16 protein-coding genes are annotated in these 15,000 nt (G+C 65.5%); 7 read left to right on the top strand and 9 right to left on the bottom strand.

The features are described from left to right. Positions 1 to 2 precede the first annotated feature (2 nt). The gene (gene hemE, locus GR316_RS00315; RefSeq protein WP_211784095.1) at positions 3 to 1,028 is read right to left on the bottom strand and encodes a uroporphyrinogen decarboxylase; all 1,026 of its coding nucleotides are present in this window, start codon (positions 1,026 to 1,028) and stop codon (positions 3 to 5) included. Positions 1,029 to 1,116: 88 nt separating this feature from the next. Here hemE and hemC point away from each other — a divergent pair, with 88 nt between their 5' ends. Both hemC and GR316_RS00325 read left to right on the top strand, forming a co-directional pair. Then, positions 1,117 to 2,049: a hydroxymethylbilane synthase gene (hemC, locus tag GR316_RS00320; RefSeq protein ID WP_211784096.1), complete on the top strand. Its 933-nt coding sequence runs from the start codon at positions 1,117 to 1,119 to the stop codon at positions 2,047 to 2,049. A 58-nt stretch (positions 2,050 to 2,107) separates the two neighbouring features. Next, on the top strand, positions 2,108 to 2,536 hold the full coding sequence (locus GR316_RS00325) for an OsmC family protein (RefSeq protein ID WP_211784097.1): 429 nt from the start codon (positions 2,108 to 2,110) through the stop codon (positions 2,534 to 2,536). Positions 2,537 to 2,590: 54 nt separating this feature from the next. Here the strand turns inward: GR316_RS00325 and GR316_RS00330 are convergent, their stop codons facing one another. From GR316_RS00330 to GR316_RS00365, 8 genes are all read right to left on the bottom strand, one after another. Next, positions 2,591 to 3,370, bottom strand: coding sequence for a succinate dehydrogenase iron-sulfur subunit (locus GR316_RS00330; RefSeq protein WP_211784098.1), 780 nt, complete (start codon positions 3,368 to 3,370; stop codon positions 2,591 to 2,593). Between the two features lie 2 nt (positions 3,371 to 3,372). Continuing rightward, positions 3,373 to 3,660: a hypothetical protein gene (locus tag GR316_RS00335; protein WP_211784099.1), complete on the bottom strand. Its 288-nt coding sequence runs from the start codon at positions 3,658 to 3,660 to the stop codon at positions 3,373 to 3,375. Further along, positions 3,660 to 3,983, bottom strand: coding sequence for a hypothetical protein (locus GR316_RS00340; protein WP_211784100.1), 324 nt, complete (start codon positions 3,981 to 3,983; stop codon positions 3,660 to 3,662). The genes GR316_RS00335 and GR316_RS00340 overlap by 1 nt, the downstream gene beginning before the upstream one ends. Then, entirely contained in the window at positions 3,983 to 5,785 is a 1,803-nt protein-coding gene (sdhA, locus tag GR316_RS00345) for a succinate dehydrogenase flavoprotein subunit (RefSeq protein WP_211784101.1), read from the bottom strand. The genes GR316_RS00340 and sdhA overlap by 1 nt, the downstream gene beginning before the upstream one ends. 10 nt (positions 5,786 to 5,795) lie before the next feature. Then, on the bottom strand, positions 5,796 to 6,167 hold the full coding sequence (gene sdhD / locus GR316_RS00350) for a succinate dehydrogenase, hydrophobic membrane anchor protein (RefSeq protein WP_211784102.1): 372 nt from the start codon (positions 6,165 to 6,167) through the stop codon (positions 5,796 to 5,798). Between the two features lie 9 nt (positions 6,168 to 6,176). Next, positions 6,177 to 6,560, bottom strand: a complete 384-nt coding sequence (gene sdhC, locus GR316_RS00355; protein WP_211784103.1) for a succinate dehydrogenase, cytochrome b556 subunit — start codon at positions 6,558 to 6,560, stop codon at positions 6,177 to 6,179. A gap of 188 nt (positions 6,561 to 6,748) precedes the next feature. Further along, positions 6,749 to 6,952 (bottom strand): DUF1737 domain-containing protein, encoded by a 204-nt coding sequence (locus tag GR316_RS00360; protein WP_211784104.1) that lies wholly within the window; start codon positions 6,950 to 6,952, stop codon positions 6,749 to 6,751. Beyond that, positions 6,949 to 7,770, bottom strand: coding sequence for an HpcH/HpaI aldolase/citrate lyase family protein (locus GR316_RS00365; RefSeq protein WP_249218778.1), 822 nt, complete (start codon positions 7,768 to 7,770; stop codon positions 6,949 to 6,951). Before GR316_RS00365 ends, GR316_RS00360 begins: the two co-directional genes overlap by 4 nt. A gap of 190 nt (positions 7,771 to 7,960) precedes the next feature. Between GR316_RS00365 and mdh the strand changes: the two genes are divergently transcribed. From mdh to GR316_RS00390, 5 genes are all read left to right on the top strand, one after another. After that, complete coding sequence (gene mdh, locus GR316_RS00370) at positions 7,961 to 8,923, top strand: malate dehydrogenase (RefSeq protein ID WP_211784105.1); 963 nt, start codon at positions 7,961 to 7,963, stop codon at positions 8,921 to 8,923. Then, positions 8,923 to 9,750, top strand: a complete 828-nt coding sequence (locus tag GR316_RS00375; protein WP_211784106.1) for a putative nucleotide-diphospho-sugar transferase — start codon at positions 8,923 to 8,925, stop codon at positions 9,748 to 9,750. Before mdh ends, GR316_RS00375 begins: the two co-directional genes overlap by 1 nt. A 146-nt stretch (positions 9,751 to 9,896) precedes the next feature. Continuing rightward, the gene (gene sucC / locus GR316_RS00380; protein WP_211784107.1) at positions 9,897 to 11,090 is read left to right on the top strand and encodes an ADP-forming succinate--CoA ligase subunit beta; all 1,194 of its coding nucleotides are present in this window, start codon (positions 9,897 to 9,899) and stop codon (positions 11,088 to 11,090) included. A 3-nt stretch (positions 11,091 to 11,093) separates the two neighbouring features. Then, the gene (gene sucD, locus GR316_RS00385) at positions 11,094 to 11,981 is read left to right on the top strand and encodes a succinate--CoA ligase subunit alpha (protein WP_211784108.1); all 888 of its coding nucleotides are present in this window, start codon (positions 11,094 to 11,096) and stop codon (positions 11,979 to 11,981) included. Between the two features lie 51 nt (positions 11,982 to 12,032). Then, positions 12,033 to 14,999, top strand: coding sequence for a 2-oxoglutarate dehydrogenase E1 component (locus GR316_RS00390; protein WP_211784109.1), 2,967 nt, complete (start codon positions 12,033 to 12,035; stop codon positions 14,997 to 14,999). The last annotated feature ends 1 nt before the right edge of the window (position 15,000 follow it).

The raw sequence follows: 15,000 nt of genomic DNA on the forward strand, positions 1-15,000 counted from the left end.
GGTCAGCCGCGGATCGCCGCCAGCATCCGGTGCACGTTGTCCGGATCGGCGTCGGGGGTGATGCCGTGGCCGAGGTTGAAGATGTGCGGCCCGCCCGAGAACGCGTCCACGATCCGGCGCGTCTCGGCCTCCAGATCGGCGGGGTTCACGAGGTGATGCGGGGCAAGGTTGCCCTGCACGCAGCCCGACACCTGCACATGCGCCGCCGCCCAATCGGGGGCGACCGAATTGTCGATCGCCACCGCATCCGCGCCCACGGCCCCGGCGAACCCGACATACCGCTCCTTCGCTTCGCGCGGGAAGGCGATGACGGGCAGGGCGGGGTGGCGACGTTTCAGTTCGGCGATGATGCGGCGGGCGGGCTCCAGCGCGAAATCGTCGAAATCGGCCCCTTTGAGCGATCCGGCCCAGCTGTCGAACAGCTTCACCACCTCGGCCCCGGCCTGCACCTGCGCATCGAGATATTCGATCGTCGCCGTGGTGATCCGGTCGATCAGCGCAACGAAGGCGGCGCGGTCGGTGTCCTTCATCCGATGGGCCGGCCCCTGATCGGGCGTGCCGCGCCCGGCGACCATATAGGTCGCGACCGTCCACGGCGCCCCGGCAAAGCCGATCAGCGTCACCTCCGGCGGCAGGGCCCCGGCAAGGATCCGCACCGTTTCATAGACGGGGTGCAGCGTGTCGTGAATCGCATCCAGCGGGCGCAGCGCCGCAACCCCCGCCGCATCCGTCACCGTGGACAGGCGCGGCCCCTCGCCCTGCACGAATCGCAGATCGAGGCCCAGTGCCTGCGGCACCAGCAGAATGTCGGCGAACAGGATCGCGGCATCGAAGCCGTAGCGGCGGATCGGTTGCAGCGTCACCTCGGCCGCAAGTTCGGGCGTGTAGCACAGCGACAGGAAGTCCCCGGCCTTGGCCCGCGTCGCCCGGTATTCCGGCAGATAGCGGCCCGCCTGCCGCATCATCCATACCGGGGGGGTGGGCAGCACCTCGCCGCGAAGGGCGCGCAGGATCGGCTTGTCGGTCATCTCGGATCTCCTTCGGGTGCCCCGTGTCGCGGCAGGGACGGGCGCTGTCAAGATTGCCACCGCGGCCCCTGCGCGATAGATGGGGCGAATGACCCAGATGCCCACCCCCGACGCCCCGCTGAACATCGGCACCCGCGGCTCGCCGCTGGCGCTGGCACAGGCCCATGAAACCCGCGACCGGCTGGCCCGCGCCTTCGGTCTCGCGCCCGATTGCTTCGCCATCGTCCCGATCAAGACGACGGGCGACCGGGTGCAGGACCGCGCGCTGCGCGAGCTGGGGGGCAAGGGTCTCTTCACCCGCGAGATCGAAGAGGCGCTGCTGGCCGGCACCATCGACATCGCGGTGCATTCCATGAAGGACATGCCCGTCCTTCAGCCCGAGGGGCTGATCCTCGACACATGGCTGCCGCGCGAGGATGTGCGCGATGCCTTCATCGCGCCCGGCCTTGGCGGGATCGCGGATCTGCCGCAGGGGGCGGTCGTCGGCACCTCCAGCCTGCGGCGGCGGGCGCAGCTTCTGGCGCGCCGTCCCGATCTGTCGGTGGTGGAGTTCCGGGGCAACCTGCAAACGCGGATGCGCAAGCTGTCCGAGGGCGTGGCGCAGGCCACCTTCCTTGCGATGGCCGGGCTGAACCGCATGGGGCTCGAGGTCGGCCAAGCGGCGATCCCCCCCGAAGAGATGCTGCCCGCCGTCGCGCAAGGGGCCATCGGGATCGAGCGGCGGCAGGACGATGCGCGCATCGCCGCGATGCTGGCGGCCATCCATGACGCCCCCACCGCCGAGGTGATCGCGGCCGAGCGCGCGTTCCTTGCGACGCTCGACGGCTCGTGCGAGACGCCGATCGCAGGGCTGGCCCGGCACACCGCCGAGGGGCTGTGGCTGCGCGGCGAGATTCTGCGCCCTGACGGGTCCGAGGTTCTGTCGGGCGAACGCCGCGGCACCATCGCCGACGGCCCCGCCATGGGCGAGGATCTGGCGCGGGATCTGCTGGCGCAGGCGGGAGATGGCTTCTTCGGTTGAAAGCCCCCGGCCGCGTCCTAGCTGCCTGATCCATACCCGCAATCCGAAGGAGGGGATCATGGCAATCGTCAAAAAGGGCTCGGCACAGTGGTCGGGCGGCATCAAAGAGGGCAAGGGCTCCATCTCGACCGAGAGCGGGGCGCTGCAGGATCATCCCTACGGCTTTGCCACCCGCTTCGAGGGCGTGAAGGGCTCCAACCCCGAGGAGCTGATCGCCGCCGCGCACGCCTCCTGCTTCACGATGGCGCTGTCGCTGCAACTGGAAAAGGCCGGCCACAAGGCCGAGAGCCTCGAGACGGTCGCGGCCGTCACGCTGGACAAGGAAGGCGAGGGCTTTGCGGTGAAGAAGTCGGCGCTGTCGCTGACGGCCAAGGTGCCGGGCATCTCCGAAGAGGCCTTCATGGAGGCTGCGAACGGTGCCAAGGAAAACTGCCCGATCTCCAAGCTGCTGAACACCGAGATCACGCTCGAGGCGACGCTGGTCTGACCCAGCCGCTCCGCAATGTAAAAGGCCGCCGGGATGTCCCGGCGGCCTTTTTCGTCAGACGACGCGTTCGACCATCATCTTCTTGATCTCGGCGATCGCCTTCGCCGGGTTCAGCCCTTTGGGGCAGGTCTTGGCGCAGTTCATGATCGTGTGGCAACGATAGAGCTTGAAGGGATCCTCCAGCTCGTCCAGCCGCTCACCCGTGGCTTCGTCCCGGCTGTCGATGATCCAGCGATACGCGTGCAGAAGCGCAGCCGGACCCAGATAGCGATCTTGGTTCCACCAGTAGCTGGGGCAGGCGGTCGAGCAGGATGCGCACATCACGCATTCATAGAGACCGTCGAGCTTCTTGCGGTCGTCGATCGACTGGCGCCATTCCTTCGCCGGCCGGTTCGTCTTCGTTTCCAGCCACGGCATGATCGAGGCGTGCTGCGCATAGAACAGCGTCAGGTCCGGGATCAAGTCCTTCACCACCGACATGTGGGGAAGGGGATAGATCTTCACATCGCCCTTCACCTCGTCGAGGCCATAGATGCAGGCCAGCGTGTTGATCCCGTCGATGTTCATCGCGCAGGACCCGCAGATGCCTTCGCGGCAGGAGCGGCGGAAGGTCAGCGTCGGATCGATCTCATTCTTGATCTTGATCAACGCATCCAGAACCATCGGACCGCATTTGTCCATGTCCAGGAAATAGGTGTCGACCCGCGGGTTTTCCCCGTCATCCGGGCTCCAGCGATAGATCTGGAACTTGCGGACATTGGTCGCGCCCTCGGGCTTCGGCCAGGTCTTACCGGTACGGATCTTGGAGTTTTTCGGTAGCGTAAACTGAACCATGATCATCCCCTCCAGTCAGGGCGCTCGTAGAGCGGACGAGACGGCATCTCGCCCGATTTTTGAAAGACGCAGCTCTGGTAGACGGCTGCCGGATCGCGTCTCATGATGAAGTCGGAGGAGAGATTGATCTCCACCGCCGTATGGGTGCCGGTCGATCCCGTGCCGAGTTCGACCTGACCGCGCGGGTGCAGGGCAAGTTCGGCCCGGCGCAGGCAGGCGGCCTCGGCATCCTCGCGCGAGACGGGGCCGCAGGCGGCCAAGGTCAGCACGAGAAGGCCGGCCCGCCGCATCAGTAACCCACCATGCCAGCAAGGGCCGGAAGCCCTTGCGAGCCGAGGCACTGCATCGTGGCCGGACGCGCGAGGATGCCCGTCACCGTCTGAACGGTGCTGGTGCCCGCGCGCGTGCCCACGTCCCGCGCCAAGGTGGAGATCTCTCCGGCGCTGGCATTGTCGATGACGCAGTTCGTCGCCGCCTCGGCCTGACCGGAGGGCAGGTACTGCGCCACGACCGGGTTCACCACCGACCGCGCGGCACGGCGCGCAACGCTGTCGGTCACCGTCTGCGGAGAGCAGGCGGCAAGGACCAGAAGCAGGGCGGCGACGCGGCGCATCAGTACACCCGGGCCTTGGGCGCGATCTTCTTCAGATCGATCCCGCCTTCGTCCTGCGCGGTCAGCGGGTCCAGATGCACCGGACGGTAATCCAGCGTCACCTCATGCCCCTCGACCCATGCCAGCGAGTGCTTGCGCCAGTTCACGTCGTCGCGGTCGGGATAATCCTCATGGGCATGGGCGCCACGGGATTCCTTGCGCGCCTCGGCGCCCACCACGGTGGCCAGCGCGTTCGGCATCAGGTTCGCAAGCTCCAGCGTTTCCATCAGGTCGGAGTTCCACACGAGGCTGCGATCCGTGACCTTGATGTCGCCCATCTTGGCGGCGATGGCGCGCATCTTCTCCACACCCTCGGCGAGGGTCTTGTCGGTGCGGAACACGGCCGCGTCCGACTGCATGGTGCGCTGCATCTCCAGCCGCAGATCGGCCGTCGGCACGGAGCCGTCGGCATAGCGGAAGCTGTCGAAGCGGGCGAAGATCGCATCCACTGCGGCGGTGTTCACCGGATCGTTGCGCAGTTTGGGATCGACGACTTCGGCGGCCCGGATCGCGGCCGCGCGGCCGAACACCACGAGGTCGATCAGCGAGTTGGAGCCGAGGCGGTTCGCCCCGTGCACCGAAGCGCAGCCCGCTTCGCCCACGGCCATCAGGCCGGGGAAGGTCGCATCGGGGTTGTCCGACGTCGGGTTCAGCACCTCGCCCCAGTAGTTGGTGGGAATGCCGCCCATGTTGTAATGCACCGTCGGCAGAACCGGGATCGGCTCCTTCGTCAGGTCCACGCCGGCGAAGATGCGCGCCGATTCCGAAATGCCGGGCAGACGCTCGTGCAGGGTTTCGGGCGGCAGGTGGTTCAGGTGCAGGTGGATGTGGTCCTTGTGCTCGCCGACGCCGCGCCCTTCGCGGATCTCCAGCGTCATGCAGCGCGACACCACATCGCGCGAGGCCAGATCCTTGTAGGTCGGGGCATAGCGTTCCATGAACCGCTCACCCTCGGAGTTGGTGAGATAGCCGCCTTCGCCGCGCGCGCCTTCGGTGATCAGGCAGCCCGAGCCGTAGATGCCGGTCGGGTGGAACTGCACGAACTCCATATCCTGAAGCGGCAGACCGGCCCGCGCCACCATCCCGCCGCCGTCGCCGGTGCAGGTATGGGCCGAGGTGGCCGAGAAATAGGCCCGGCCGTAGCCGCCCGTCGCCAGAACCACCATCTTGGCGTTGAAGACGTGCATCGTGCCGTCGTCGAGCTTCCACGCCACGACGCCGGTGCATTTGCCGTCGGTGATGATCAGATCGAGCGCGAAATACTCGATGTAGAACTCGGCATTGTGCTTCAGGCTCTGACCATAGAGCGTGTGCAGGATCGCGTGGCCGGTCCGGTCGGCGGCGGCGCAGGTGCGCTGCACCGGGGGGCCTTCGCCGTATTCGGTGGTGTGGCCACCGAACGGGCGCTGGTAGATCTTGCCCTCTTCGGTCCGCGAGAAGGGAACGCCGTAATGTTCCAGCTCGTACACGGCCTTGGGCGCTTCACGGGCGAGGTATTCCATCGCATCCGTGTCACCCAGCCAATCCGACCCCTTCACGGTGTCGTACATGTGCCATTGCCAGCTGTCCGGGCCCATGTTCGACAGCGAGGCGGCGATGCCGCCCTGCGCCGCCACGGTGTGCGACCGGGTCGGGAAGACCTTGGTCACGCAGGCGGTGCGCAGGCCCTGTTCGGCCATGCCCAGCGTCGCGCGCAGCCCCGCGCCACCGGCGCCCACCACCACGACGTCGTATTCGTGTGTCTCGTATTCGTAAGCAGCCATGGGTCTTTCCTTAAAGCGCGAGCTTGACCAGCGCGAACAGCGTCAGCCCGATGCAGACATAGCTGAAGGCCGTCGCCAGCAGGATCAGCGCGACGCGCACCTTGGCCTTCGCGTAATCCTCGAACATCACCTGAGCGCCGTTCTTGAAGTGGATCAGCCCCACGATCATCGTCAGCGCCGCGATCAGCACCGGGAAGGGGCGGGAGTAATAGGCCAGCGCGTCGTCGTAGGGCATGCCGAGCGCATGGCCGAAGGTGAAGATGAACAGCGGCACGAGGATCACCAGCGCCGCCGAGGACACCTGCGTGTTCCAGTAATGGTGCACGCCGCTATGGGCCGAACCGTGACCCTTGGCGCGCTTGTAATCGGTGAGGTAGCGCATGATGTCTCCTTACAGCGCGATCAGGGTGATGAGCGTCAGCACCACCGATCCCACGAGGCAGGCGATGCCCAGTTTCTCGGCCGTGTTCACCTCGAGGCAGTGACCGGAATCCCAGATCATGTGGCGGATGCCGGCGAGGAAGTGATACCACATGCCCAGCACCGACAGCGACATCACGAGATCGCCGAACCACGAGGTGATGAACCCGTTCGCGGTCGCATAGGCGTCTTCGCCGCTCGCGGCCGCGACCAGCCACCACACGATCAGCGCCACGGCCACGACCATCGCGTTGCCGGTGATTCGCGTCAGGATCGACGTGATGGAGGTGATCTGCGGACGGTAGACCTGAAGATGGGGGGAAAGCGGGCGCTGGACCCGTTTCACGTCAGCCATGTTCGAACCCTTTTCTTGCTTGCACGCCCGCAGGCAATTGGGGGCGGGCTGGCTGGTTTTCGCAGCATTGTCATAAACGATTGTACAGCAGAGTCACGGGGAGCGTAGCCCCGAACCGTCCGAATCATCGGCCGGGCAGCAAAAAATCCGTCAACGTGATCACAGGCGCATGGCGTGTGATCACAGCGTCAGTGCTCGCCCAGCTTCGTCTCCGGGGTGTAGTCGCCGGGGGCGTCCTTCACGACGGCCTGTGCGCAGCGCATCACGCCGCGGGCGCTGTCGAAGGCGTAGCTCGGCGCACCGTGGAGTTCCCAGCCCTTGTTCAGGGCGGCGGTGATCTTGTGGCAGAAGGCCGAGGTGTCGTCCTCGGTCAGCAGGCGATAGAGCTTCATGTCGGTCCTCCGGTCGTGCGGGCGATGATCGCGGCATGGGACAGGATGCGGCGGGCGATGTCGGCATGCAACGCCTCCACGATGCGTCCGTCCACCACCGCGACGCCCTGACCCGCGGCCTCGACGGCTGCATGCGCCTCGATCTGGCGGCGCGCAAGGGCGATCTCGTCGGCACTGGGGCCGAAGGCGGCGTTGGCGGCCGCGATCTGGGCGGGGTGGATCACCGTCTTGCCGTCGAAGCCCAGATCGCGGCCCTGCTGCGCCTCGGCCCGCAGGCCGTCCGCGTCGTGCAGGGCGGTATGGACGCCGTCCAGCACCGGCTTGCGCGCCGCCCGCGCCGCCAGCACCGAGGCCGACAGCGCATGAATGAGGCCGGGGCGGCCCGGACGTTCGGGCAGATGCAGGTCCTTCATCAGATCGTTCGTGCCCATCACGAGCCCCGCGATCGCCGGATGCGCGGCGATGGCCGCGACGTTCAGCACCGCCTCGGCGGTTTCGATCATCGCCCAAAGGGGATGGACGCTTGGCGGCAGATCCGGCCCCCGCAGCTTCGGCAGCAGCAGCGCATCCACCGGCACATCGGCGAAGGCGGGCAGGTCTTCGGGGCCGTTCACGCGGACGATGCGCATCCGGTGCCCGTAATCGGCGGTGCGCAGCGTCTGGATCAGCGTGCGCTGCGCCTCCTCTTTGCGGGCGGGCGCCACGGCATCCTCCAGATCGAAGATGATCGCATCGCAGGGCAGGGTGCGCGCCTTCTCCAGCGCGCGGGGCTGGGTGGCGGGCACATAGAGCGCCGAACGTAGGGGGCGGTCGGTCACGCGGGCCTCCGTATGGCTTGGGGGCGGAAGTGGAGCAGCTTGCCCGTCCGGCCGCAAGCCCTTGCAGCCCGCCGCCGCCCCCGCTACCAACACCCCTGCGGGAGAAGGGGAGGAGACGGCGCACTTGCGCCACCGGGCATCCGGCGTTACCCAATCCGGCGTCACAATCAACTGGACCGGAGGCATATTCATGGCCAGACCCAAGATTGCACTGATCGGCGCGGGGCAGATCGGCGGCACGCTCGCCCACCTGGCGGCCATCAAGGAACTGGGCGACGTCGTTCTGTTCGACATCGCCGAAGGCACGCCTCAGGGCAAAGCTCTCGACATCGCGCAGTCCGGTCCGTCCGAAGGCTTCGACGCGGCTCTGAAGGGCGCGAACAGCTATGCCGACATCGCCGATGCCGATGTCTGCATCGTCACCGCCGGCGTGCCGCGCAAGCCGGGCATGAGCCGGGACGACCTGCTGGGCATCAACCTGAAGGTCATGAAATCGGTCGGCGAAGGCATCCGCGAACATGCGCCGAACGCCTTCGTGATCTGCATCACCAACCCGCTCGACGCGATGGTGTGGGCGCTGCGCGAGTTTTCGGGCCTGCCGCACAACAAGGTCGTCGGCATGGCCGGCGTGCTCGACTCGGCGCGCTTCCGTCACTTCCTGTCGCTGGAATTCAACGTCTCCATGCGCGACGTGACGGCCTTCGTTCTGGGCGGCCATGGCGACACGATGGTGCCGCTGGCACGCTATTCCACCGTTGCGGGCATCCCGCTGCCGGACCTCGTGCAGATGGGCTGGACCACCCAAGAGAAGCTGGACGCCATCATCCAGCGCACCCGCGACGGCGGCGCCGAGATCGTTGGCCTGCTGAAGACGGGTTCGGCCTTCTACGCCCCCGCCACCTCGGCGATCGAGATGGCCGAGGCCTATCTGAAGGACCAGAAGCGTCTGCTGCCCTGCGCGGCCTATGTGGACGGCGCCTTCGGCCTGAACGGCATGTATGTCGGCGTGCCGACCATCATCGGCAAGGACGGGATCGAGCGGATCGTGGACATCAAGCTGTCCAGCGATGAGCAAGCGATGTTCGACAAGTCGGTCGATGCGGTGAAGGGCCTCGTCGAGGCCTGCAAAGGCATCGATTCGTCGCTGGCCTGATGGCGGCGCAGGGCATCGTCTTCGGTGCGACGGGGCGGCTTTATCGCAAGCTGGCCTGTCGCGCGGCGCGCAACGTGCGTCTGGTGATGCCCGATTGCCCCATCGACCTCTATACGGACGAACCCCCGGAGGACGCGGTCTTTGACCGCGTCTTTCGCGTTTCGGCGGACGGTCCGCGCCCCAAGATGGAGGCGCTGATCCGTTCGCGGTTCGAGCGTACGCTCTATCTCGATTGCGATGCGGTGGTGGTGAACGATGTGTCGGACATCTTCGCGATGCTCGAACGTTTCGACATCGTGGGCGCGCATGAACAATACGGCTCCTCCCAGGTGACGCTGCAAAAGGTGATGCGGGATCTTCCCACGGCCTTCCGGCAGATCAACGGCGGCGTGCTGGGCGTGCGGCGTTCGGCCGAAACGACGGCATTCCTCGAACGCTGGGGGGCCGAGTTCCGCAGCCGCAAGCTGCGCTTCGATCAGCCGCTCCTGCGCGAGATGCTGTGGGAGAGCGATCTGCGCCTCGGCGTGCTGCCTCCCGAATACAACCAGATGCACTTTCCCTTCGTGCGGGCAGCTTCGGCGCAGATGATGGCGCCGCGCATCCTGCACATCACCACGTTGCACACCAACGAACGGCATGCTGAGCCGGCGGATCAACCCTTCAACCCCGCCGACTACATGCCCGCCCCGGCGCGCGACCGCTTCAACGAACTGCTGCGGAGCGACCGGACCCTGAACGCCCCCGCGGCGGAATTGCGCGGGGAGCGATTGCGACGGATTCCCCTGTTGCGACGGATCGCGCAGAACCTGAAACGCCTTGTCAGCTAGGCCCAAAAACTGTGATCACACGATTTGACCTTGTGATCACGAAGCCCACTTTTTCGGCCATTCGCCGCCGGTTTCAGCGGAATCTGATTTGAACCGCCATCGATCCGTGTCATTCACGTCACAAATCACCAGCATGGGACATTGCCATGAACATCCACGAATATCAGGCCAAGGCGCTTCTGCGCGATTATGGCGCGCCGGTTTCGGACGGCCGCATCGTGCTGAAGGCGGATGAGGCGAAATCGGCAGCGGGTGAGCTGGGCGGCCCGCTCTGGGTCGTGAAATCGCAGATCCACGCGGGCGGCCGCGGCAAGGGCAAGTTCAAGGAAGCCGAAGCCGGCGAAAAGGGCGGTGTCCGCCTTGCCAAGTCGGTCGAGGAAGCCGAGGAACTGGCCAAGCAGATGCTGGGCCGCACGCTCGTGACGCACCAGACCGGCCCCGCCGGCAAGCAGGTGAACCGCATCTACATCGAGGAAGGCTCCGACATCGAGCGTGAGCTGTATCTCGCGCTGCTGGTGGACCGTCAGACCTCGCGCGTGAGCTTCGTCGTCTCCACCGAAGGCGGTATGGACATCGAAGAAGTCGCGGCCTCCACCCCCGAGAAGATCGTCTCCTTCTCGGTCGATCCGGCCTCGGGCCTGTCCGACTTCCACGGCCGCCGCGTCGCCTTCGCCCTCGGGCTCGAAGGTGCGCTGGTCAAGCAGTGCGTCGCGCTGGTCAAGCTTCTCTACAAAGCCTTCATCGAGAAGGATATGGAGATGCTGGAGATCAACCCGCTGATCGTGACCCCGCAGGGCCAGATCAAGGTGCTGGACGCCAAGGTCGGATTCGACAACAACGCCCTCTACCGTCACGCCGACATCCTCGCGCTGCGCGACGAGACCGAGGAAGACGCCAAGGAACTGGCGGCCTCCAAGTTCGACCTGAACTACATCGCGCTGGACGGCGAAATCGGCTGCATGGTCAACGGTGCCGGTCTTGCGATGGCCACGATGGACATCATCAAGCTCTACGGTGCGGAACCGGCGAACTTCCTCGATGTCGGCGGCGGCGCCACCAAGGAGAAAGTGACCGAGGCCTTCAAGATCATCACGTCCGACAAGAACGTGAAGGGCATCCTCGTGAACATCTTCGGCGGCATCATGCGCTGCGACATCATCGCGGAAGGCATCATCGCCGCCGTGAAGGAAGTCGGTCTGCAGGTTCCGCTGGTCGTGCGCCTTGAGGGCACGAACGTGGATCAGGGCAAGGAGATCATCGCGAACTCCGGTCTGAACGTCATCGCGGGCGACAACCTTTCCGACGCCGCGCAGAAAATCGTCAAAGCGGTGAAGGGGTAATCCATGGCCGTTCTCGTCAACGAAAACACCAAAGTCATCTGCCAGGGCATCACCGGCTCGCAGGGGACGTTCCACACCGAGCAGGCGATCGCCTACGGCACGAAGATGGTCGGCGGCGTGACCCCCGGCAAAGGCGGCCAAGAGCATCTGGGCCTGCCGGTCTTCGACAGCGTGCACGACGCCAAGGGCAAGACCGGGGCGAACGCCTCCGTGATCTACGTCCCGCCGCCCTTCGCGGCCGATTCGATCCTCGAGGCGATCGACGCCGAGATGGAGCTGATCATCTGCATCACCGAAGGGATCCCGGTCCTCGACATGATGAAGGTGAAGCGCGCGCTCATCAACTCGAACTCGCGTCTCATCGGGCCGAACTGCCCCGGCGTCATCACGCCGGACGCGTGCAAGATCGGCATCATGCCGGGCCATATCCACAAGCGTGGGTCGATCGGTGTTGTCTCGCGCTCGGGTACGCTTACCTATGAAGCCGTGAAACAGACGTCCGACCTCGGCCTCGGCCAATCCTCGGCGGTTGGTATCGGCGGCGACCCGATCAAGGGGACCGAGCATCTCGAGGTGCTCGACATGTTCCTGTCGGATCCGGAAACCGAAGCGATGATCATGATCGGCGAAATCGGCGGTTCCGCCGAAGAGGAAGCCGCTCAGTTCCTGGCCGACCAGCGCCAAAAAGGCCGCTGGAAACCGACGGCGGGCTTCATCGCCGGCCGCACGGCGCCTCCCGGTCGCCGCATGGGCCATGCCGGCGCGATCGTGTCGGGCGGCAAGGGCGATGCGGAGTCCAAGATCTCGGCCATGAAAGAGGCCGGCATCATCGTCGCCGACAGCCCCGCCCATCTGGGCGAGGCGGTGATGAAGGCGCTCGGTCGCGCATAACCCATACGCGCCGCCCCGCCGGGGGCGGCGCATCCACAGTCAGGTGCAGCCATGACGGAACAAAGCCCCAACCAGCAATTCCACGCCTCCGCCTTCATGGACGGAGCGAACGCCGATTACATCGACCAGCTTCAGGCGCGCCATGCCGCCGATCCGGGCAGCGTCGATGAACAGTGGGCCGAGTTCTTCAAGGCGATCGGCGAAGACGAACAGGACGCCAAGCGCGCCGCGGACGGCCCGAGCTGGGCCCGCGCCGATTGGCCGCCGCAGCCGGTGGACGACCTGACGGCCGCCCTGACCGGCGAATGGCCGATGCTTCCGGCCGCCGATGCCAAAGCCGCCGCGAAGAAGATCGCCGGCAAAGCCGCCGAGGCGGGCGTTCCGGTCTCTTCGGACCAGCTGCAACGTGCGGTTCTCGATTCCATCCGGGCGATCATGCTGATCCGTGCCTACCGCATCCGCGGGCATCTGGCGGCCGATCTCGATCCGCTCGGGATGCGCGATGTCGCCCATCATCCGGAACTCGATCCCAAGACCTACGGCTTCACCGAAGCTGATTACGATCGTCCGATCTTCCTCGACAACGTGCTCGGGATGCAGGTCGGTTCGGTCCGTCAGATCCTCGACATGGTCAAGCGCGTCTATTGCGGCACCTTCGCGCTGCAATACATGCACATCTCCGATCCGGAGCAGTCCGCTTGGCTCAAGGAGCGGATCGAAGGCTACGGCAAGGAGATCGCCTTCACCCGCGAAGGCCGCCGCGCCATCCTGAACAAACTGGTCGAGGCCGAGGGCTTCGAGAAGTTCCTCCATGTGAAATACATGGGCACCAAACGCTTCGGTCTGGATGGGGGCGAAAGCCTGATCCCGGCGATGGAGCAGATCATCAAGCGCGGGGGCAGCCTCGGCGTCAAGGAGATCGTCTTCGGCATGCCGCACCGCGGCCGCCTGTCGGTCCTCGCGAACGTCATGCAGAAGCCGTACCGCGCGATCTTCAACGAATTCCAAGGCGGCAGCTACAAACCGGACGACGTGGACGGTTCGGGCGACGTGAAATATCACCTCGGCGCCTCGGCGGATCGCAGCTTCGATGGCAACAGCGTCCACCTGTCGCTGACCGCGAACCCCTCGCACCTCGAGGCGGTGAACCCGGTCGTTCTGGGCAAGGTCCGCGCCAAGCAGGACCAGTATCAGGATCAGGAACAGCGCGGGGCCGTCCTGCCGGTGCTGCTGCACGGGGATGCGGCCTTTGCCGGTCAGGGCGTCGTGGCCGAATGCTTCGGCCTGTCGGGTCTGCGCGGGCATCGCACGGGCGGCACGATCCATATCGTCGTAAACAACCAGATCGGTTTCACGACCGCGCCGTCGTTCAGCCGCTCCTCGCCCTATCCGACGGATATCGCGCTGATGGTCGAAGCGCCGATCTTCCATGTGAACGGCGACGATCCCGAGGCGGTGGTTCATGCCGCCAAGGTCGCGACCGAATTCCGTCAGAAGTTCCACAAGGATGTCGTCCTCGACATCTTCTGCTACCGCCGCTTCGGGCATAACGAGGGCGATGAGCCCATGTTCACGAACCCAGCGATGTATCAGAAGATCCGCAAGCAGAAGACGACGCTGCAGATCTACACCGACCGTCTGGTGCGCGATGGCCTGATCCCCGAAGGGGAGATCGAGGACATGAAGGCGCAGTTCCAGTCGATGCTGAACGGCGAATTCGAAGCCTCCAAGGACTTCAAGCCGAACAAGGCCGACTGGCTGGACGGGCGCTGGAAGCATCTCGACCGCGAGGGGGAGGAGTATCAGCCGGGTCAGACCGCGATCTCCGAATCCACCATGGCGGAGATCGGCCAAGCGCTGACCACCGCGCCCGAAGGGTTCGAACTGCACAAGACCGTGGCGCGCCTTCTGGACGCCAAGAAGAAGATGTTCGAGACGGGCAAGGGCTTCGACTGGGCCACGGGCGAGGCTCTGGCCTTCGGCTCCTTGGCGGTCGAAGGGTATCCGGTGCGCCTTTCGGGGCAGGATTCCACCCGCGGCACGTTCAGCCAGCGTCATTCGGCCTTCGTGAACCAGCAGACCGAAGAGCGGTACTATCCGCTCAACAACATCCGGCAGGGGCAGTCGCGCTACGAAGTCATCGATTCGATGCTGTCGGAATATGCGGTGCTCGGCTTCGAATACGGCTATTCGCTGGCCGAACCGAATGCGCTGGTGATGTGGGAAGCCCAGTTCGGCGATTTCGCCAACGGCGCGCAGATCATGTTCGACCAGTTCATCAACTCGGGCGAATCGAAATGGCTGCGGATGTCCGGCCTGACGATGCTGCTGCCGCACGGCTATGAAGGGCAGGGGCCGGAGCATTCCTCCGCGCGTCTGGAGCGGTTCCTGCAGATGAGCGCGAACGACAACTGGATTGTTGCGAACGTCTCCACGCCGGCGAACTACTTCCACATCCTGCGCCGCCAGTTGCACCGGTCCTTCCGCAAGCCGCTGGTGCTGATGACGCCGAAATCGCTGCTGCGCCATCCGATGTGCATTTCGGATGCGGCCGACTTCACCGATGGTTCGACCTTCCACCGCATCCTGTGGGATGACGCGGAGCGCGGCCATTCGGAGATGAAGCTGCGCCCGGATGCCGAGATCAAGCGCGTCGTCATCTCCTCGGGCAAGGTCTATTTCGACCTTCTGGCCGAGCGCGACAAACGCGGCGCCGACGATGTCTATCTGATGCGGCTCGAGCAGTTCTATCCCTTCCCGGCGCTGTCGCTGGTCAAGGAGCTGGAGCGCTTCAAGAACGCCGAGATCGTCTGGTGTCAGGAAGAACCGAAGAACCAAGGCGGCTGGACCTTCGTGGAGCCGAACCTTGAATGGGTGCTGACGCGGATCGGCGCGAAGCACAGCCGTGCGACTTACGCCGGCCGCGCGGCTTCGGCCTCGCCGGCGACGGGCCTCGCCTCGCGCCACAAGGCCGAGCAGGATGCACTTGTGAACGAAGCTTTGACGGTAGGGGGCTGAT

Origin of the sequence: Falsirhodobacter algicola, from assembly GCF_018279165.1 — a bacterium.
GTDB classification, from domain to species: Bacteria; Pseudomonadota; Alphaproteobacteria; order Rhodobacterales; family Rhodobacteraceae; genus Falsirhodobacter; species Falsirhodobacter algicola.

What these genes read in the sequence shown, in the direction of transcription:
- hemE (WP_211784095.1), bottom strand. Translation starts at nt 1,028, where the DNA reads ATGACCGACAAGCCGATCCTGCGCGCCCTTCGCGGCGAGGTGCTGCCC.
- hemC (WP_211784096.1), top strand. Translation starts at nt 1,117, where the DNA reads ATGACCCAGATGCCCACCCCCGACGCCCCGCTGAACATCGGCACCCGC.
- GR316_RS00325 (WP_211784097.1), top strand. Translation starts at nt 2,108, where the DNA reads ATGGCAATCGTCAAAAAGGGCTCGGCACAGTGGTCGGGCGGCATCAAA.
- GR316_RS00330 (WP_211784098.1), bottom strand. Translation starts at nt 3,370, where the DNA reads ATGGTTCAGTTTACGCTACCGAAAAACTCCAAGATCCGTACCGGTAAG.
- GR316_RS00335 (WP_211784099.1), bottom strand. Translation starts at nt 3,660, where the DNA reads ATGCGGCGGGCCGGCCTTCTCGTGCTGACCTTGGCCGCCTGCGGCCCC.
- GR316_RS00340 (WP_211784100.1), bottom strand. Translation starts at nt 3,983, where the DNA reads ATGCGCCGCGTCGCCGCCCTGCTTCTGGTCCTTGCCGCCTGCTCTCCG.
- sdhA (WP_211784101.1), bottom strand. Translation starts at nt 5,785, where the DNA reads ATGGCTGCTTACGAATACGAGACACACGAATACGACGTCGTGGTGGTG.
- sdhD (WP_211784102.1), bottom strand. Translation starts at nt 6,167, where the DNA reads ATGCGCTACCTCACCGATTACAAGCGCGCCAAGGGTCACGGTTCGGCC.
- sdhC (WP_211784103.1), bottom strand. Translation starts at nt 6,560, where the DNA reads ATGGCTGACGTGAAACGGGTCCAGCGCCCGCTTTCCCCCCATCTTCAG.
- GR316_RS00360 (WP_211784104.1), bottom strand. Translation starts at nt 6,952, where the DNA reads ATGAAGCTCTATCGCCTGCTGACCGAGGACGACACCTCGGCCTTCTGC.
- mdh (WP_211784105.1), top strand. Translation starts at nt 7,961, where the DNA reads ATGGCCAGACCCAAGATTGCACTGATCGGCGCGGGGCAGATCGGCGGC.
- GR316_RS00375 (WP_211784106.1), top strand. Translation starts at nt 8,923, where the DNA reads ATGGCGGCGCAGGGCATCGTCTTCGGTGCGACGGGGCGGCTTTATCGC.
- sucC (WP_211784107.1), top strand. Translation starts at nt 9,897, where the DNA reads ATGAACATCCACGAATATCAGGCCAAGGCGCTTCTGCGCGATTATGGC.
- sucD (WP_211784108.1), top strand. Translation starts at nt 11,094, where the DNA reads ATGGCCGTTCTCGTCAACGAAAACACCAAAGTCATCTGCCAGGGCATC.
- GR316_RS00390 (WP_211784109.1), top strand. Translation starts at nt 12,033, where the DNA reads ATGACGGAACAAAGCCCCAACCAGCAATTCCACGCCTCCGCCTTCATG.